Genomic DNA, 19,797 nt, shown 5'->3' with positions numbered 1-19,797 from the left:
TTATCGAGATAAATAATTTGTCCAAAGATAATAAAAACAAAACACCCTCTAAACACAAAGGTTTAAAGGGTGCAAGTATTATTGTATTTCGCGGATTTATTTTTTTACCGTTACTTTTTTCTTTTCTTTTTTCTCCAGCACTGCAAATGCAACCGGTGTAGCTATAAATAGTGATGAGTAAGTACCTATTAAAACACCCAACATTAGTGCAAACACGAAACCTTGTATTACTTCACCTCCAAATAAAAAGATAACCAGCAACACAATAAAAGTGGTTAACGAGGTATTAATGGTACGGCTGATAGTTGAGTTAAGCGCTCCATCCACCACACCTACTTTTTCACGTTTCGGATACAGACCTAAGTACTCCCTGATGCGGTCGAACACAACCACGGTATCGTTAATAGAATAACCTATTACCGTAAGTATGGCGGCAATAAAGGCCTGGTCTATCTCGAGGCTGAAAGGTACAATACTGTAAAAAATAGAGAATATACCCAACACGATGAGTACATCATGAACCAGTGCCACAATAGCACCCAGCCCATACTCCCAGTTGCGGAAACGAATAAGGATGTACAGGAAAATAACAATAAGCGAAAACGCAATGGAATAGTAAGCCTTTGTTTTGATGTCGGTTGCAATGGTTGGCCCCACCTTTTGCGAGCTCATACGATAATTATCGATAAAATCGTCGAAGCTTACATTGCTTCCTAAATAGGCCTTTAAACCATTGAATAGCTTTTGCTCAATAGTATTGTCTATTTCAACACCGTCTTCTTCTATCATGTAGTTAGTAGCAATCCTGATCTGATTGTCGCCACCAAAAGTTTTCACCTCAACATGCGCATCTTCAAATTCATCGGCCAAGGCGGCTTGAATGTCGGTAGCAGATACATTTTCGTCAAAACGCACCACGTAGTTACGTCCACCGGAAAAGTCGATACCCAGTTTTAAACCATGTGTGGCTAATGAACCAATACTAACCAAAAGTGCAATTCCGGATACAACGAAAAATATTTTTCTTTTCTCCAAAAATTTAACTTTGGTGTTCTTCATAAAACCCTGCGTAAGCTTGGTACCAAACTTAATATCTACTTTCTTGGTCAACAACCATTCAAATATTAATCGGGTAATAAAAATTGCCGTGAAAAACGAAGTAGCAATACCTATCATCAGGGTAGTGGCGAAACCTTTAATGGGGCCTGTACCAAACACAAATAAAATGATACCGGTAAGGAAAGTGGTTACGTTGGAGTCGATAATTGCCGAAAAAGCATTTTTATATCCGTCGGCTATGGCCAATCGTACGCCTTTGCCCGCAGACAACTCCTCACGTATGCGCTCGTAAATAAGTACGTTGGCATCCACCGACATACCAATAGTAAGCACAATACCGGCAATACCCGGTAAGGTAAGTACGGCGCCAAACGATGCCAGCACCCCAAGTATAAAAAACATATTGGCCAACAGTGCAATATCGGAAACCGTACCGGCTTTAAAGCCATAAAAGAACATCATATAGATGAGCACAACAATAAAAGCCATTACAAAAGACGACAGCCCTGAACGCACTGCTTCTGCACCCAATGAGGGGCCTACAACCGTGTCCTCAACAATACGCGCCGGCGCAGGTAACTTACCCGATTTTAATATATTAGCAAGGTCTTTTGCTTCTTCCGGGGTAAAATTACCGGTGATAGAACTACGCCCCCCTTTAATTTCGGCATTTACCGTTGGATAGCTATATACATAATTATCTAATACAATGGCAATGCTTTTACCTATATTGGCTTTGGTTAAACGAGCCCAAACATTGGCACCTTCGGTATTCATGCCCATGCTTATTTCGTAATCACCCCGCTGTCCGGTTTCGGCACGTGCGCTCGTAATTACATCGCCCTCCAATGGTGGACGTCCGTCGTGGCTAGAAACCTTAATGGCTATCAGCTCATAAATCTCGTCTTTACTTGCGGTTCCATCAGCCAGTTCGCGTTGTGGCAAGGGTTTTACTCCCCACATAAATCTCACATTCTTGGGAAACAGGGCACGCACCTGATCCATTTGCAGGTACGCGTTTACTTTAGAGGTATCTTTTACCAACGCATACCCCACCAGCGGCCCAGATTGACGCTGGCTTGGGTTGAGCACGCTAAACAGCGACCTGGTGCTTTGCGTAGCTGCCAGAGAATCAACCGCTGTACTCTCTGCATCTAATTGGCTCAACAGGTTGTCCGTGGCATCCTCCTCGGTCTGTGGCTCCTCTGCCTGGTCGGCTTCGGTTGCTTCTTCCACCGGCTTGTTCAGCTCTGCTTTGGCCGTCTCAATGTCTATTACCTTTTGATTTGCTGCAATCAGATTTTGCACCAACTCGCTTAGCTCATAGGTTTCCCAAAACTCCAAACTTGCTGTACCCTGTAACAGTTTACGCACCCTTTGTGGGTCTTTAACCCCTGGAAGCTCAACTAAAACACGGCCGGCTTTTTCCATACGTTGTATATTTGGCTGTGTTACCCCAAAACGGTCGATACGTGAACGTAAAATATTAAAAGCATTGTCGATGGCATTCTTGGCCTCTTCGCGCACAACTTTTAACACCTCATCGTTTGATGTATTATAATCAATTCTGCCTTTTAATTCAACCGTGTTAAAGATAGCGGCCAAGCGAGCTTCGCTATCCAACTCTTTAAACGAATTATAAAATAGCGTGATAAAATTTTCGGAAGATGTTTTTTCTTTTTGTTCGGCTATTTGCAGTGCCTCGTTAAATGTAGGGTCCGTATTGTAGTTGGAAAGTGCCCTCAAAATATCGGCCACTCTAACCTCAAGTATAAGGTTCATACCCCCTTTAAGGTCAAGCCCAAAGTTTATTTCCTTTTCTTTACACTCGCGGTATGTGTAGTTTTTAAGTCCTAAAAAATTGTATATCGGCTCGTTAGCTACTGAATCCAAATAGTTGGTTTCTATCTGCTGGTCGCCCATTGCAATTTCCTTCGCTTTATTTTCTTCCTGTCTGGTTTGATAAGTAAACATCAATTGATATAAACTCACTAAGGCCAGGAGGATGGCAAAAACCCTGATCGCTCCTTTGTTTTGCATCTGTACTTAAAATTTTATGTTGTTGTAATTTAAATTTGTTCCTTTTTTTATAATTGCGCAAATATATTGTTTTTTTTTAATAATACCACTTCATCATCAATAGTTGAGCGATAGAGTTATATATTTAGGTCGTGTAAAAAAAATACCATAAAAAATAACACCCATGGAAAAGCAAAAAAGATGTGTGCTGGCCATTAATTGCAACGAAGATACTTTATTTGCCATAAAAATACTTTTAAAAGGACAGGTGGACTTGTTTGAATCAGAAAACAATCTAACTAAAATTGAAAGCATCGTATCGGATAATAAATTCGATGTCGTTTTAATGGATATGTCGTTTTGCCAGGATGCCATACCCGGCGCTGAGGGCTTTCAGCACCTGAGAAAAATACTGCAATTGGATCCTGCTGTTTCCGTACTGTTTATTACAACTTATTCCGATATTAAAAAGTCGATGTGGGCTATACAAGCGGGTGCAACCGATTTTATACTCAAGCCCTGGCAAAACGAAAAAGTATTGGCCAGTGTTTTATCTGCCGTTCAACTATGTCAATCGCGGAGGGTACTGCGCCAGCTAAAGGAAAAACAGCGGGAGTTGTATCGCATGATGGACAAGCCATACAATGAGCTTATAGGCGTATCTAAAAGTATGCGCAAGGTTTATGATACCTTTGATGAAATACTTCAAAAAAACGCCAACGTGTTACTAATAGGTGAAAAAGGAACAGGAAGGGAAACGGTGGCCAGAGTTTTACACAAAAAATCGGCACAAAAAAATGAGGCCTTTATCAACTTTAACTTGTGCAATCCGGATCGCGACCAAACGGAAGGTTATATCCTGGGCTATGTAAAAGGTGCTTTCGCCCATGCCAAAACTGACCGACCCGGATGCTTGGAAATGGCGCATAAAGGAACCCTTTTTATAGATGACCCCACAAAACTGCCCCAGTCCATGCAAAGCACCCTCTCAACTGTAATTAAAAATGGCGAGCTTACCCGCATGGGCAGTAAAAGGCCTATACCCATAGACCTTACATTAATGTTTGCGTTGGAAAAGTTACCTAAACAACAGGGCCATGAAACCCACTATAGCCTAAGCCTGCTTAACAATTCAAATACCGTTAAAATAGAGTTACCCCCCTTACGGCAAAGGATAGAGGACATCCCATTGCTGGCCGATCATTTTATGAATATTTTTTCGCGAAAATATGAAAAAGTAGCTAAACTAAGCAAAGGAGCCATGAGCAAGCTACTGCGGTACCGATGGCCCGGCAATGTGCAGGAGTTAAAACTGGTATTGGAAAGAGCTGTTATTTTAAGCGAAAAACAAATATTAAACGAGGAGAACATTCAGTTATCTCTTCCGGATAACTCAACAAGTAACTTTGAAATTGAAACCTATAACCTTGAAGATGCAGAAAAGTCTATTATACAAACGGTGTTGCTCATAAACCAGGGCAACATTTCAAAAGCCGCAATTCAATTGGGACTTACCCGCACCTCGCTCTATCGCAGAATTGAAAAATATGGTTTGTAATAAATAATTAGAATTGATACTATTCAGTTCTACTTATTTACCATCGAGATGTTTCATGCGGTTAAACATGACAGCCAGGTGAGCGTACATGGATGTATCCTGAATTACTACGTCATCGCTTAAACTTATCCGAATTGGGGTAAAGTTCCAAATACCCTTTATACCACCGTCGGCCATGGTTTGGGCCACCTCCTGTGCAAATTCAGCCGGCACCGTTAAAATACCCACAGACACATCGTCGCTTTTTATTTTGTTAAATTCACTCACGTGGTAAATCGGAACGCCTTGTATTTCTGTTCCTATTAATTTTGGATCCACATCAAATCCGGCTACAATACTTAGGCCGTACTGATCCAGTTTATGATCGTGTAGCAAGGCATTACCCAAGCCTCCTGCCCCAAACAAAAATGCTTTATCCAATGTACGGAATCCCAAAAAATCCTGCAGCACTTCTATTAAAGCATTTACCTCGTAACCCACTCTGGTTTTACCCACAATACTTGTATATGACAAATCCTTGGTTACCTGTGTAGAATCTACACCCATATCGCGCGCAATATGTGTAGAAGAAACATAATTCTTACCATTTTTTTTTGCCAGCTTTAAGTAAGCCAAATAACATGGCATGCGGCGTAACGATGGCTCGGGTACAAGGCTTTCTTTTTTCTTATTTCCGCTTGTCATTGAATATCTTAAGTACTTTTGAGTAGTTTATATTTTTACGTTTGCGCACCTTTTATGCAGAAGCAACTTTCGACCTCAAAAGTAGAGAAGATTTGTATTAAAGAAAAATTTCTATAATGGTTATTTATGCCGCTTGCCCGGTAATTGGGATATTTAAAATGATTCTACATAAAAAAAGTCTGCGTTCCTCCCGAAAAATATTTTTATTTTTTTTCAGGGGGAGATACGCAGACTTTTCACTGATAAAATAACGCAGCCAACTTATAAACCGGCGATCTCTTTTATGTTGTCAATAATTTTTTGAGCCAACGCTTCCGCTTCATTAAAGGTGTGGGCCTCAGAATATATACGAATAATTGGTTCGGTATTTGATTTTCGTAGGTGCACCCACTTATCGGGGAAATCTATTTTTACGCCATCGATATCGTTTACCTGCTCATGTGCATACTTCTCTTTCATGCGAGCCAAAATATTGTCGACATCTAAATCAGGTGTCAGCTCAATTTTATTTTTCGAGATAAAATAGTTTGGGTAGCTTGCCCTAAGCTCGGAGCATTTTTTACCCCACTTGGCCAAATGTGTCAGAAACAAGCCTATACCCACCAGCGCATCGCGGCCATAATGCGAAGCAGGGTAAATAACACCACCGTTACCTTCGCCACCTATGAGGGCATTGGTTTCCTTCATTTTGCTTACCACATTAACCTCGCCAACAGCTGCTGCTGCATATGTGCCCCCATGCTTTTCTGTTACAGCGCGTAAAGCACGAGTAGATGACAGGTTGCTTACCGTATTTCCTTTTTGCCGGCTCAACACATAATCGGCCACAGCCACCAAAGTATACTCCTCACCAAACATGGTTCCGTCTTCGTTTACAATAGCCAACCGATCCACATCGGGGTCTACTACAAAACCTACGTCGGCTTTTTTATCTTTTATCAGCGTCGATATCTCGGTAAGGTTTTCCGGAAGTGGCTCGGGGTTGTGCGGGAAATGCCCATTGGGTTCGCAATACAGTTCAATCACGTTTTGTACGCCCAATGCTTTTAGCAGCGGTGGCAAAAAAATGCCTCCGGTGGAATTAACGCAATCCAGGGCTACCGTAAAATTAGCCGAACGGATGGCCTCTACGTCTACCAGTTCGAGTTGGCATACGTGGTCAATATGTTTTTGCAGGTAAGTATCATCCATTTGGGTTGTTCCCAGGTCATCTACCTCAGCAAAGGAAAAAGCGTCTTTTTCGGCCAGTTTCAATATTTTTTCTCCTTCTGCGGCATTTAAAAACTCCCCTTTGTTATTGAGCAGTTTTAAAGCGTTCCACTGCTTGGGATTATGGCTGGCGGTAAGTATAATACCACCATCGGCTTTTTCCATGGCAACTGCCAGCTCGGTAGTTGGTGTAGTGGATAGCCCCAGGTTGATTACATCAACACCGCAGCCCATTAGTGTACCTTCAACAATTTTATCCACCATAGGACCGGATAACCTGGCATCGCGGCCAACTACTATGGTAACCTTGTCCTTTTTAACGTTTTCTTTTGCCCATGTAGCATAGGCGGCAGTAAATTTTACCAAATCTAAAGGGCTTAAACCTTCGCCCGGCTTACCCCCTATTGTGCCTCTAATTCCTGATATAGATTTAATTAAGGTCATAACTTGTTTTTATGTAATAAGAAAAAATAGCTGTTTACTTCATAATACCTGCTTTTAAAAATGTTACTTCGTGTGGCGTAAGGAAACGCCATTTACCACGAGGCACATCTTTTTTGGTTAGCCCCGAAAAATATACCCTATCCAGCATAACTACTTCGTAGCCCAGGTGCTGAAAAATGCGTCGTACTATCCGGTTTTTACCCGAGTGTATCTCTATGCCCACTTCCTTTGCATTACCCTTCACCAGGCTTATTTTATCCGCTTTTATAAAACCGTCTTCCAGTTCTAATCCTGTGGCAATACTATGCAGATGTTCCTTTGTAATTTCTTTATCTAAAAAAGCGTGGTATATCTTCCGATGTTCGTGGCTGGGATGCGTTAGCCGTTTGGCTAAATCACCATCATTAGTCAACAACAATATACCGGTGGTCATTTTGTCCAATCGTCCCACCGGATATATCCTTTCGGCACAGGCATGCTTTACTAAATCCATAACGGTATGCCTGGCATGGGGATCGCTAAGGGTGGTGACAAAATTTTTAGGTTTGTTTAAAAGTACATAAACCAACTTTTCGGCCTTCAGCTCCTTGCCCTCATAGACCACCTTATCGCTCGTTTTAACCGTTGTGCCTACGGTGGTTACCACCTCTCCGTTAACACTTATCAAACCCTCGGCAATTAACTTATCGGCATCGCGCCTACTACAAACGCCGGCATTGGCTATAAATTTGTTTAAGCGAATGGTGTGCAGCGCAGGCTTGGGGTTGGATTTAGCCGGCCCAGCCTTGCTAGGAGATGCCTCCGCTTGTCCTTCAGTACGTTTGGACTCCTTAGCTTTATTATCTCTCTCCTTATATCTTCGTTCTCTCATGCTATTCTAAAAATTTTATACAAAGGTTATAAAATTAATTAAAGAAAAAGATAGTATAATAATTAAATACGTCCAATAAGTAAACGACAGCCGCTAACTGCTTAATCTATCTTTTTCCTTATTCTTTATCTTTATACTGAAACACATTAAACGGTATGGCTTCCCCTTTAAAGCGCAGCACCACAACCCCATGTCCGGGTACTTGCATGCTTATTGTTTCCGCGGTGGCCGGCAGGTATATTTTTTTCGACCACAGATCTTTCATGGTATACCCTTTTGATGCATCTAAACCTATCGATTCCAGGTTAAAAGTAATTTTATCGCTCTTATCTGACCTGTTTAAAAGCGCCACAGCCACTTGGCCACTCATGGTTGAAACCAAAGGCTTCGCCCACACTTCCAGGTCGCCATGATCTACTAAACGCCTGGCCTGGTATACAAACTCACTTTGGTTAAGGGCAATAATTTCTTCATTGGTGATAATCCCAATGGTTTCGTCGCTCATGTTGGTTAAATCGTTACCCAACAGTAGCGGGGAGTGCATGATGGCCCACATCGAAAAATGTGCTTTATCCTCCTCATAACTCATACCACGACCTACTTGCAGCATGTCCATGTCGTTGTAACGCCCCCTGGAGCAATACATCCACAAGTCGGCATTTAAATCGATGATATGCAATATCGATTGGAACGTATTGTCGATATCGCCAGAAATACGCCACGAATCAGCCACCTGGGTAACCCATTTACCGGGGAACTCCCATCGGCAAATATTGTACCCGGCATTGGGTTTAATGGCTTTGATGATATTACCTATTTCGGTATATCTAACCTGCTCATCCAGCCCCAGCCATTCGCCACCGCACCAGTCTACCTTAATAAAATCATAGCCCCACTCATTTAAAAACAAGTTCAAATCTTGCCAGTCGTGACCATATAGCCCCATGCCCACACCTATGGTATCTTTATCCCAATACGAAGCGCAGGTATTTATGCCGGCATCGGAATAGATACCCGCTTTTAAGCCTTTGGCATGGATGTACTCTGCCAGGGCTTTCATTCCGCCCGGAAAACGCTCCCGATGCACCAACAAATTACCGTGCTCATCTCTACCACCAAAAAAGCCATCATCAATATTGATGTGCGAATAACCCACATCGGCCAATCCGGTAGATATCATCGCATCGGCTTGTGATTTAATGATCTCTTCAGTAATGTTTACCCTGTAATTATTCCAACTGGCCCAGCCCATAAGAGGGGCCTTGGGCTTTATCTGTACCTCAGGCTCCTGTATCGATTCCATTTTTATATTGGATCGGGTGTTATTTTTTCTTTTTATTTGTGCCTCTGTTGTGCACATCAACAATAAGCCAAAGGCAGTAATAATAAGTAATCTACTCATGGTTTTACTTTGCTTTATATTATAATCCTGATTTATGACATTTAAGCTGTTCGTTATCAACAAACAGTAAAGTATCTGAAATGCACTACTTTTGCAATTTTGGCAGATGCATAAAAAAATCTTGTTTCAAATATAATGTTTTAAGTTTTTATGCCTTGATTTATACTACCGGTTTACTTGTTAATATTTATGCACAACATTTAAGCGCTAATTAATAGCAAGGCTCCGCACGCTATTCAAAGCAAAACTCCTCCAATACCGGAAGGGCTCTATTATTAAAATTGAACAAAGCTTGGTTTTCCCATACCGAACCATCATTTGCTTTGCTTCCCCGCCAGGCAATCAATTCGCCTCCCCAATAGCAAAAACCCAATCCACGCTTCACTTCTTTTGTTGTTATTGTTTTTATTCTTTTGACAAAGGCTCTTTGTCCTTGGGGTGTTGCCCGGTATTGCGGCAGTATCAATGCCTCATCTGTACCCACAATGTTATTTGTCCAATCGTTCCACTCAAGGGTAAAAGGATAAGCTGTTTCGGCAATAAGTACATCTTTTTGGTATTTGTGGCTTAAACTATTTAAAGTACGACTCAGCATATCCAGGTTCTTACCGTGCCAAATAGGATAATAAGACAAACCAATGATATCGTAATCCAAAGCGCTAACCTGGTTAAAAAACCAATCTGAGTGCATTATCCCGGCATAATGAATAATTATTTTTGTGTCGCTCGCTCTTTGGCGAACAGTTTTTATAGCAGCGGACATTAATGCGATAAACTGAATAGCTTGGCTAGATATGTTACCATGCGGATGCAAGAAACCTGTGTTTAATTCATTGCCTATTTGAATGTAATCCGGTTTTATATCTTCAACAACTCTGCGGGTGTAATTTTCAACACTGTCTTTCAAGGTCTGATAGCTTTTATTTGCCCAACTCTCCGGGGTTTTTTGATGTCCGGGGTCGGCCCAGGTATCGGAGTAATGAACAGATAGCCATATTCTAAATCCATTGGCTTTTAACATTTGCGAAAATTGCTTTACACTGGCAAATCCTGCGTATTTACTTTCAGGCTTTACCCAAAGCCTTAGCCGAATGGTGTTAACGCCGTTTTGTTTTAGAATATTCAAAAATCCATCCTCCACTCCCGCTGAAGTATAAAAAACAACGTTTGATTCCGCCATCTGCGGAAAGGATGAAATATCAACCGCAGAGATTAACTCCGATTTTACCGTCTTCGTATCTGTCGGCTCATATTTTTTACCGCACGAAACGAAAATGAGAAAAGAGAGTAGCACTCCGTAAGTTTTATGCATGATAAGGGTATAATGTAGCATTATTAAATAGGCTTAATGCTCCTCACTCCACATAAACATTTCTGTTTTTAGGGTATTTCACGGAGTATTTCAGGTCAAGCTCCTTTTGGCCGGTGGGTTTTATTTTTAACTCCCACTTTATTTCGCCTGTTTCGGCATTGTGCTTTGCCCCGGAAATATTCTGAATATCCACCTCTATGGCTTCTATGGTCGAAACGGGAACCTGATCAAGTACAATCATGTTAATCTCCTTGTTTTTATTGTTTTTTACGGTGGTTTTCCATGCGCGTGTTTCTTCTTTTTTGCTACCTATAAATTGCTTGGTGGTAAAATCCTTTACCTTTTCCCTGTTCACCGCTACTCTCTTATCCCTGCCCAGCGACACCTCCAGCGTATCGGAAGCATATCTAACATCCATCAGGGTTTTCCCTACGTAGGTATCTTCAAAAAACACATTGGCTTCGCCTTCCAGCAAATTGTATTTTTCCCATCCAACAATATTTGCAATCAGAAAAGCATCCTTATCCACCTTAGGAACCGCATAATATTGATAAAATGCCCGCACATCGTAAAAAGCCATATCCACGCTATAATTTTTATTGTCGGAATGAACAGTATAAGGCATTTCAATTTCAAAATCTACCGTAGTTTGATTTTCAACCTGAGCCATTGGAATAGCCAGACTGCTTGTTCCTCGGACTTTTATTTCGGACATATCCATCTCATCATCCACAACTACACCAGCCACTTTGCCTTTCAATGCACGTAATACATTTCTCTTACCTCCATAACCCGTCACTACCACCTCTTCCAGGTCCCTTTGGTTTTCTTGAAGCGCCACATTCATCCTCTCACCAGCTATAGGGAGTGTTTGATTGTTAAACCCGATAAAGGAATAGGTTAATTGTCCGGCATTGTTGGGTATGGTAAGAGAGTAATTTCCCTGCATATCGGTCACCGTACCAATGGTGGTGCCCGTAACCACAACAGTAGCGCCCGGCAAGGGCTCGCCATTGCTATCCATCACTTTACCACTAACACTATTGGCTGTTTGCTTATAGGATGGCGGCCGGGAATTGTAATTGATAAAATAAGTTTTGAGTTGCGGTGCAACGCCGGAAACATTTGGGTCGGCAGAGGAAAATTTGAGTTTTACATTTTTCCAATCTACTTTTGTATCCTGTTTTACGTTAGCTTTGTATATCAACTGCACGGGTTTGTCAATATTTTTTGCCCGAATATCGTAGGATGGAAACCAGCCTGCATTTTCAACTATATAGCGCAGCTCCAATGAAAAACCGCCACTTTTTTTGGCATCCACTTTCATCAATACCTCACCACTGGGAAATTCCTTTTTACCGGACAGCGTATTTATTTGACTTTGCAAATCACTTCTTTTTTGCATTAGCTTTTTAAGTGATTTGTTACGCTCAATTTCTTTCATCTTTAGCTCGGTTAATTTATTGCCGTAAAAATTAGCCGTTTGCTGAAGATTGACAATACTCACCTGTTCGTTTTTTCCTCCTACAACCCTGTTTTCCTGTAAAAAAGTAAGCTCTTCATGCAAAATGCTCAAGTGCGTAGATTCCAGGTTAATTTTTTCGTCAACTGCTTCCAACTCTTTCTCTAAAGCCATTAACTCCTTTGATTTAATCGCTTTATCCAAAAAATTTTGCTGATGGTTCACCGATAGAACTGTCAAATCCCCCTGGGCTTTAACCTGAATACTTTTGGCATTGATAAAAGGAGATAAATTTATAAACTTAACGATGCTGTTTCCTTTTCCCAACTCTACGGTTTTTTTCCGTACTATCTGTGCCCCTTCAATAAACACGGTAACTTCGTCGACCTCTGTTTTTACTTCTTTTTCAGTAATATTTTGCGCACTTAAGCTATTGAAAATAAGTGCTGCAATTAAAAAAAATGTTGTTTTCATAATCTATGTGTGTTTAGGCGAGGATTTAATAAAGTTAGCATCACATTTATTTTGATTGATGGTAAAGTATGTTCGTATACGAAACGAAAGATATTTCGAAGTGCTTATTGTGTCAAGCCTTTTCATTCTATAGCTTGTATTTTATAACAACAAGGGTAAAGATACAATAAAGAATTTAGTCGGTAAACCGAAAAGGAACGAGAAACCTTACGAAGTTTTATGCCTGCGACCCAAATACCATACCGCTGCTTTCGGACGTGATGAAAGGGTTGGGCCGTATCCCTACAGGTGACGGAAAGAAAAAAGATGGGCTGCTACTGAAACCATTAATAATAAGTAAAGGGAAGCCTTACCGCCTCCCTATACTTATCACTAACAAAAATATCCGGATTAGAGCGAATCGCCAAAGTCGGCTTTAAATTTGGCAATGAGTTTTTGGGGCCAATCGCCTTTTGGTTTTAATTTACCCAAAAAGAAGCGCAAAAGCGGTGGTTCATCTACCCACTCCAGGCCTCCTACTAATTCTCTGTTTTCGTAGAGCCACTTTACCCTGTCAATCACAAACATGGTCTGTGAAAGTGTAAATACCCGGCGAGGAAATGCCAATCGCAACAACTCTACATCCGCTAATATATCATCCCCGTTTTCATTGCGGACACTCGAAATGGTTCCTCGTTCCATGCCTCTGCAACCCGAAATAATATATAGTGCCGAAGCCAATGCCCCGGCCGGATAGTCCCGTTGCGGGATATGGGGTAGAAAACCTTTTGCATCAATATGGCATCCCAATGCGCCGGCAGGTGTTACAACCGGTATTCCGGCAGCATCCAAGCTGTCCACGGTGTATTTAACAAACGAAGGAGATTGGCTTATAACGGTATCGTCGCACGTTTCCAATAAGCCCACGGCCATAGCTTCAATTTCGCGAACCGACATGCCCCCATAAGTCAGGAAACCCTCAAAGAGTACCAGCAAGTCGCGCATTTTCAAATACAGTTCCTCATCGTTTACCACAATGGCTCCCCCACGGGTAGAGCTCACTTTACGGCTCGAGAAATAAACCAGCTCGGCATAGCTGCACATTTCGTTTAAAATATCCTTTACATCGGCATTCCTATACTCCTCTTCGCGTTGCTTTATCATGTACGCATTTTCACCTATCAAACTGGCATCCAGCACCAACATCGACTTGTTTTCATCACAAACAGCACGCACATCCCGTAAATTTTGCATCGAAAACGGCTGACCTCCAATTAGGTTTGTAGAAGCCTCCATACGCACAAAGGCAACCCCATCGCTTCCATGTTCTGCAAAAACTGCTTTCAGCTTATCAATATCAATATTTCCCTTAAAGGGTTCATCACTTTTAATTTTCAGTGCTTCATCGGTATAAATTTCCAACACTTTACCCCCATTTAGTTCCATATGTTCTTTGGTGGTTGTAAAGTGGTAATTCATCGGAATTACCTGGCCCTTTTTAATGAACACCTGCGAAATAATATTTTCAGCAGCTCGCCCCTGGTGCACAGGCAATACATACTGCTTACCAAAAACTTCCCGGGCTGCCGCTTCCATTCTATAAAAACTCTGCGACCCTGCATAAGCATCGTCTGCCTGCAACATGGAAGCAACCTGATTATCACTCATGGCATTGGTCCCTGAGTCGGTAAGCATGTCCAGAAATATATCTTTTGTATTTAACAAAAAAGTATTGTAGCCTCCTTTTTCAATCGCCGCGTATCGCTCATCTATAGGTTTCAAGAATAGTTTTTGTACTATCCGTACTTTATGCAACTCCACCGGTAATTGCTCACCACTATAAAATTTAATCGTCCCACTTGTCTGTTTTGTCATGTTGTGTATCTTTTGATTATTTACCCTGTAATGTTTTACACTTATTCTTTTTCAAAGATATATTTATTTTAAATTATACCTGAAGCGGCAGTCATTAGTTATCTGTTGGCCATCTTTTTACCGTAAAATATTTATCCTTACCCTACTGATTATGTGTATTTTAAATTTAATACACATCTAAAATACACGTTAAATTTATTCAGGTTATCAACAATAGACCGGGCAGACAGGAAAGGGATTTTTTTCGATGGGCTTTGATTCGACTGAGGTGACCTAAGCCTTTTTAGGAAGAGATAAATCATGCCATTGGCAGGATTCCACTTTATTTGTGTAAGATCAAGCCCCCCCTCCAATAAATTAGTGGAGGGAAGAGCTGATTCTGCATTTAAAGTCTACATTTTTCTTATGCGCCTTTGGCGTTTCTCCGATACAACTAACACGGATTGAAGCGTAGGAACTGCCGTCACTATTCTTTATTTTACCTCTTTCTCAATCCTCACTCTGGCATCCACACCCATAATACCATTTTCATTGCCGATAAGAGGGTTGATGTCCAGCTCTTTAATCTCCACGGCAAAACGCAACATGGTGGATAGTCTTACAATGATGTCGGCAAACTCAACTATGTTGATACCCTCCTGACCGCGAACCCCCCGGAGTATCTGCTTGCCCTTTAGGTTGTCGATCATGCCCAGGGCTTCCTCTTCGCTCAGCGGAGCCAGACCCGAGGACACATCTTTGAGTACCTCAACAAAAATACCGCCCAGGCCACATAGCATCACGTGGCCAAAATCTTGCTCGTATTTGGCACCTATAAAAAGTTCGGTTCCCTGAAGCATTGGTTGAATGATAACTCCTTTGGCATCTTCGATGGCCATAAGGCGATGAAATTCTTTTTCCAGCAACAAACTGCTGTTGATATTCAGCGATACACCGCCAACGTCCGATTTATGAATTGGCCCAACTACCTTCATCACGCAAGGATACGGCACGTCCGGGATATGTTTTGCCAGCTCATCGGTATCCTTAATAAAAATTTCTTTTAACATGGGGATGCCTGCTGCTGAAAATAGTTTTTGTATCTGTTGCGGGGGCAGGTATCCCTCCTCAAAGCCCGATATCAAAGCCCTGATAGCCGGCACGTCCACTCCTTTCATCTGGATAGATTCCTTGGCGGGTTGAATAGAGTTGTGCACTTTAGAAAGAGCATGTCCCAACATCACCTCATCAGGGAAGTTGACATTGCCCTTGGAGAGGAAATATTTGATATCGTCATCGGCATTCACTACGGATGGCAAAATGGGATAGATGGGCTTTTGGCAGGTGCGCATTTTTTGATGCAAAACCTCATATACTTCCCGGACTGGAAAAAGGCCCGGACTACCGAAGATAACAGCCATGGCATCTATATGGTCAAAGTCTTTTTCGCAGGCATCAATTATCTCGCCCAACTGCTCCGCCGTTCCGGTGGCTAAAAAATCAATGGGGTTACCCACACTGGAGCCGTGGTGCAATTTGCTGCGCAATAACTCGGCCCTGGGTCCTTCGATAGGTGGTATTTTAATGCCTCCTTGCGAGAGGGAGTCGGTAAGCATAACGGCCGGTCCGCCCGCATGGGTTATCACAGCCATGTTGTCGCCTTTGAGTTCTTTAGCCATAAAAACGGCTGCAACGGTTGCTAACTCGAGGCGTCCGTGACAACGCACTATACCTGCCTTTTTAAATAATGCATCCACAGCAGTATCAGGACTGGCCATGGCACCGGTATGGCTCTGCGAGGCCCTCATGCCTGCCTCTGAGGTACCCGATTTTATTGCAGCTATCTTACACCCTTTATGCACCAGGGAATTAGCATGATGCAGTAATTTATCCGGATTGGTGATACTCTCGATATAAAGCAACTTTATCCTGGAACTTTTATCCGGGTCAAAAGTTTCGTCGAGATAGGCCAACACATCCTCTACTCCTATTTGCGCACTGTTGCCAACCGAAAAAATACTATTAAACTTTAAGCCCAGGCCTACACCGGTTTCCAGTATAAAAACCGCTGTAGCACCCGAACCTGAAATAAAATCGGCGCCTGCAGGATCCAGCATCGGTATAGGCTGGGTAAATATGCTGTGGTGGTTCACATTGATAATACCTATACAATTAGGTCCTATCAGGCAACCGTTAATAGCTTCTACAGCTTCAACAACTTCTTTTTCGTATTGTGCCCCCTGGGCATTCTCCTCGCTAAAGCCGGCCGATATAATGATAAAAGCCGTCGTATTTTTTTCCTGTATAAGAGATTTAACAAGCGATGGACAATATTTTGCTGCAACAGCAATAACAGCCAAATCCACTTCTTTTGGTAAATCATGCACGGTTGGGTATGATTTAACTCCCTGAACGAACCCCTGATTGGTGTTTACCACATAAATATCGCCCCGATAACATTCCAATATGTTGTGCAGAATTTTTCCACCCGGTTTTTGCAAATTGTTGGAGGCTCCTACCACTACTATACTTTGGGGATCAATTAACTGCTCATTAATCATAGTCTGTAAAATTATTCATTGCCGGTTGAATTCAAAATTCATCATATTTTATCCGGATAACAATGAAATATATCACATGCAGCTTATACGAAGCTAATTCCTATTCTAAACATTAAAATAATTTATAGCACATACTAAGCATGTAGGTGGCAGGCTTTCAATTTATATCTCTCTAAATTTTTTCAAAAGTTTAACTTCATGCATATTCCGATTAAGCCGAACTTTAATCATATTTGTAATGATTTATGAATAGCTCAATCTGATTTTTTTGCAATTGATAGTTTAAACTAAAAACATGTGGCATAACATTATGCGTGATAACATCGAAAATATACTTCAAAAAGAAGAATTCGATTTTAAAGATATAGTTGCTCTTTTACAGGCCGAGGGAAAGGAACAGAAGTTGTTGTTTGCCAAGGCGCAAGAGGTACAACTAAAGCATGTGGGCAAAAAAGTTTTTTTCCGCGGCTTAATTGAGTTTTCCAATGTATGCTCTAAAAACTGCTACTATTGTGGTATTCGTAAGGACAATAAAAAAGTGGACCGTTATAACCTTAACGATGAAGAGATTATTGCAGCGGCTCGATTTGCCCATGAAAATAAATATGCTTCGCTGGTACTTCAATCGGGTGAGCGCAGCGACCAGCACTTTATTGAAAGGGTGGATGAACTCTTGCAAAAAATAAAGGAAATAACCCACAACGAAATAGGCATTACCATTTCCTTAGGCGAGCAGAGCGACGAAACCTACCGCAGATGGTTCCGGAGTGGTGCTCATCGCTATCTGTTGCGCATAGAAACAACCAACGAAGTGCTTTACAAGCAAATTCATCCCGAAGACGACGAGCATGATTTTGAAAACAGGTTACGCTGCCTGAACGCCATAAAGGAAATAGGCTATCAGACCGGAACGGGTGTAATGGTAGGGCTTCCCTGGCAAACCTATGCGGATTTGGCCAACGACCTGCTGTTTATGAAAAAGATGGATATCGACATGTGCGGCATGGGGCCCTATGTTGAGCATCATGATACGCCCTTGTTTGAAAACAAAGATATACTATGGCCAATAAAGACCCGATTTTCGGTAACCCTGAACATGATAGCTGTGCTGCGTATTTTAATGAAAGATATTAACATTGCTGCTGCCACGGCTCTGCAAGCCATCGACCCCATGGGTCGCGAAAAGGCATTGCGTGTGGGTGCCAACGTCATCATGCCCAACATCACGCCCAGCACCCATCGCAAAGATTATCAGCTTTATCAAAACAAACCCTGTATTGATGAAGGTGCAGATGATTGTGGCGACTGCCTATCCCTAAGGATTGAAATGGCCGGCCGCGAGGTGGGACTTGGTGAGTGGGGCGATTCGAAACATTTTTTAAATCGGAAAGAGTAGGGGGCATTTCTTGCGAATAAGGTATTCCATCGGACTCCGTATAATTGTGAGACAAACACTTTGCGAATCGGTATTTCTGATCACTATTGGCGGCTGCAAAAGCCATACGCATAGAACCAATTCAAGTATTTCAAAAATACCCTATGTTTCCAAAAGAGCATTTTGGGATATTGACTTTCATACGAATGGCTGGGAGCATAATACCCAATACTTAATCATAAAGGTAGATGCGGGAGCACTTTCGGCTAAAGCATCCTTACCTTGACCCTAAAGATGTAATATTTGGTCTATTTTCCATTGACATTGCAGCTAATTCGTATATGCCAAAAATGTTGCAGGATTTGAGTTGGGAACAAGTTAAAGAAAATATAAAAAGTCACTTTAGAAACTATTTTGACCAAGAGGCAGGATTATAAAAATGCCTCTTGTTTTCGGCAAAGTTTCCCTTGTATAATTGCTGTCTGCATCTTGGCCATAGGTTATTTACGCAAAATATGTTTAAATTTTTTAGAATTTTGCCGACTATTATTATATGGATAATACCCTGGTAAGTTCTAAAAGTCCGGGATTCAATTGCTTTTTATGTTTTAGTGCCTGATTGAAAGGTATCAGCGTGATTTCCTTATTCACCAAACCAAGCATCACATTACGCTGTCCATCGTTGAGCGCTTCAATAGCTGACACCCCCATGCGGCTGGCCGTAACCCTATCGAAAGCAGAAGGGGAGCCTCCGCGCTGTATGTGACCCAAAATAGTAACGCGCGGATCGAATGAGGGGTATTCCTTTTTTATTTTTTCGGACAACATGATGGCGCCACCATTAATTTTTTCACCTTCCGCCACTATCACAATACTACTGCTTTTATCCTTATTATGACCTTTTTCCAGGTATTCGTACAGTTGTTTATAGTCCATATCTATTTCGGGCACGAGTATAGCCTCGGCACCTGAGGCGATGCCACTTCGCAATGCTAAAAAGCCAGCATCGCGCCCCATCACTTCCACAAAAAATATGCGACTATGTGCGTGAGCTGTATCCCTGATTTTATCCACCGCCTCCACTACAGTATTCAAGGCTGTATCGTAGCCAATGGTATAATCTGTTCCGTACAAATCATTATCAATAGTACCCGGTATGCCTACAATAGGGATATTACATTCGCTACTAAAAATTCGTGCTCCGTTAAAAGTGCCATCTCCTCCAATAACCACCAGAGAGTCAATGCCGTTCTCAACTAAATTATCAAAAGCCTGCTTACGCCCTTCGGGTGTTCTAAACTCCTGACTGCGTGCCGACTTTAATATCGTTCCTCCTTTATGTATAATGTTGCTTACAGACCTGGAATTCATTGGCTCTACGATGTTATTTATCATACCATGAAAACCTTGCATAATGCCCACTACTTCCATGTTGCTGCAAATAGCAGCTCTAACAACGGCGCGTATGGCGGCATTCATTCCGGGTGCATCTCCCCCCGAGGTCAATATGCCTACTTTTTTTAGTCGTCCCATA

13 protein-coding genes are annotated in these 19,797 nt (G+C 41.8%); 3 read left to right on the top strand and 10 right to left on the bottom strand.

The genetic code is table 11. The features are described 5' to 3' along the window. Window positions 1–96 precede the first annotated feature (96 nt). Complete coding sequence (gene secDF / locus FN809_RS10605; RefSeq protein WP_142533500.1) at window positions 97–3,099, bottom strand: protein translocase subunit SecDF; 3,003 nt, start codon at window positions 3,097–3,099, stop codon at window positions 97–99. A 163-nt stretch (window positions 3,100–3,262) separates the two neighbouring features. On the opposite strand from secDF, the gene FN809_RS10600 reads away from it, so the two are divergent. After that, the gene (locus FN809_RS10600) at window positions 3,263–4,636 is read left to right on the top strand and encodes a sigma-54-dependent transcriptional regulator (protein WP_142533499.1); all 1,374 of its coding nucleotides are present in this window, start codon (window positions 3,263–3,265) and stop codon (window positions 4,634–4,636) included. 33 nt (window positions 4,637–4,669) lie between these two features. Here the strand turns inward: FN809_RS10600 and FN809_RS10595 are convergent, their stop codons facing one another. The 8 genes from FN809_RS10595 to FN809_RS10560 all read right to left on the bottom strand — a co-directional run bounded on the left by FN809_RS10595 (window position 4,670) and on the right by FN809_RS10560 (window position 16,888). Then, entirely contained in the window at window positions 4,670–5,320 is a 651-nt protein-coding gene (locus FN809_RS10595) for a redox-sensing transcriptional repressor Rex (protein WP_142533498.1), read from the bottom strand. A 261-nt stretch (window positions 5,321–5,581) separates the two neighbouring features. After that, on the bottom strand, window positions 5,582–6,973 hold the full coding sequence (gene glmM / locus FN809_RS10590; protein ID WP_142533497.1) for a phosphoglucosamine mutase: 1,392 nt from the start codon (window positions 6,971–6,973) through the stop codon (window positions 5,582–5,584). Window positions 6,974–7,007: 34 nt separating this feature from the next. Beyond that, window positions 7,008–7,844, bottom strand: coding sequence for a pseudouridine synthase (locus FN809_RS10585; protein ID WP_142533496.1), 837 nt, complete (start codon window positions 7,842–7,844; stop codon window positions 7,008–7,010). Between the two features lie 118 nt (window positions 7,845–7,962). After that, window positions 7,963–9,246, bottom strand: coding sequence for a glycoside hydrolase family 27 protein (locus tag FN809_RS10580; RefSeq protein WP_142533495.1), 1,284 nt, complete (start codon window positions 9,244–9,246; stop codon window positions 7,963–7,965). A 232-nt stretch (window positions 9,247–9,478) separates the two neighbouring features. Continuing rightward, a complete protein-coding gene (locus FN809_RS10575; RefSeq protein ID WP_185957537.1) occupies window positions 9,479–10,558 on the bottom strand; it encodes a glycoside hydrolase family 53 protein in 1,080 nt (359 codons plus the stop codon). A gap of 43 nt (window positions 10,559–10,601) precedes the next feature. Further along, complete coding sequence (locus FN809_RS10570; RefSeq protein WP_142533493.1) at window positions 10,602–12,494, bottom strand: DUF4139 domain-containing protein; 1,893 nt, start codon at window positions 12,492–12,494, stop codon at window positions 10,602–10,604. Window positions 12,495–12,884: 390 nt separating this feature from the next. Then, a complete protein-coding gene (locus tag FN809_RS10565; RefSeq protein WP_142533492.1) occupies window positions 12,885–14,348 on the bottom strand; it encodes a tryptophanase in 1,464 nt (487 codons plus the stop codon). 473 nt (window positions 14,349–14,821) lie between these two features. Then, the gene (locus tag FN809_RS10560; protein ID WP_142533491.1) at window positions 14,822–16,888 is read right to left on the bottom strand and encodes an acetate--CoA ligase family protein; all 2,067 of its coding nucleotides are present in this window, start codon (window positions 16,886–16,888) and stop codon (window positions 14,822–14,824) included. Window positions 16,889–17,183: 295 nt separating this feature from the next. Between FN809_RS10560 and hydE the strand changes: the two genes are divergently transcribed. Further along, a complete protein-coding gene (hydE, locus tag FN809_RS10555; protein WP_246095580.1) occupies window positions 17,184–18,284 on the top strand; it encodes a [FeFe] hydrogenase H-cluster radical SAM maturase HydE in 1,101 nt (366 codons plus the stop codon). A gap of 46 nt (window positions 18,285–18,330) precedes the next feature. Continuing rightward, window positions 18,331–18,549, top strand: a complete 219-nt coding sequence (locus tag FN809_RS10550) for a hypothetical protein (RefSeq protein WP_142533490.1) — start codon at window positions 18,331–18,333, stop codon at window positions 18,547–18,549. Window positions 18,550–18,812: 263 nt separating this feature from the next. Here FN809_RS10550 and pfkA read toward each other — a convergent pair whose 3' ends face one another. After that, entirely contained in the window at window positions 18,813–19,796 is a 984-nt protein-coding gene (gene pfkA / locus FN809_RS10545) for a 6-phosphofructokinase (RefSeq protein WP_142533489.1), read from the bottom strand. Window position 19,797 lies beyond the last annotated feature (1 nt).

This window comes from Saccharicrinis carchari, assembly GCF_900182605.1.
Classification (GTDB): domain Bacteria; phylum Bacteroidota; class Bacteroidia; order Bacteroidales; family Marinilabiliaceae; genus Saccharicrinis; species Saccharicrinis carchari.
Note: the sequence above shows the minus strand (reverse complement) of the source record. Positions and strands in the feature narration are given on the sequence as shown.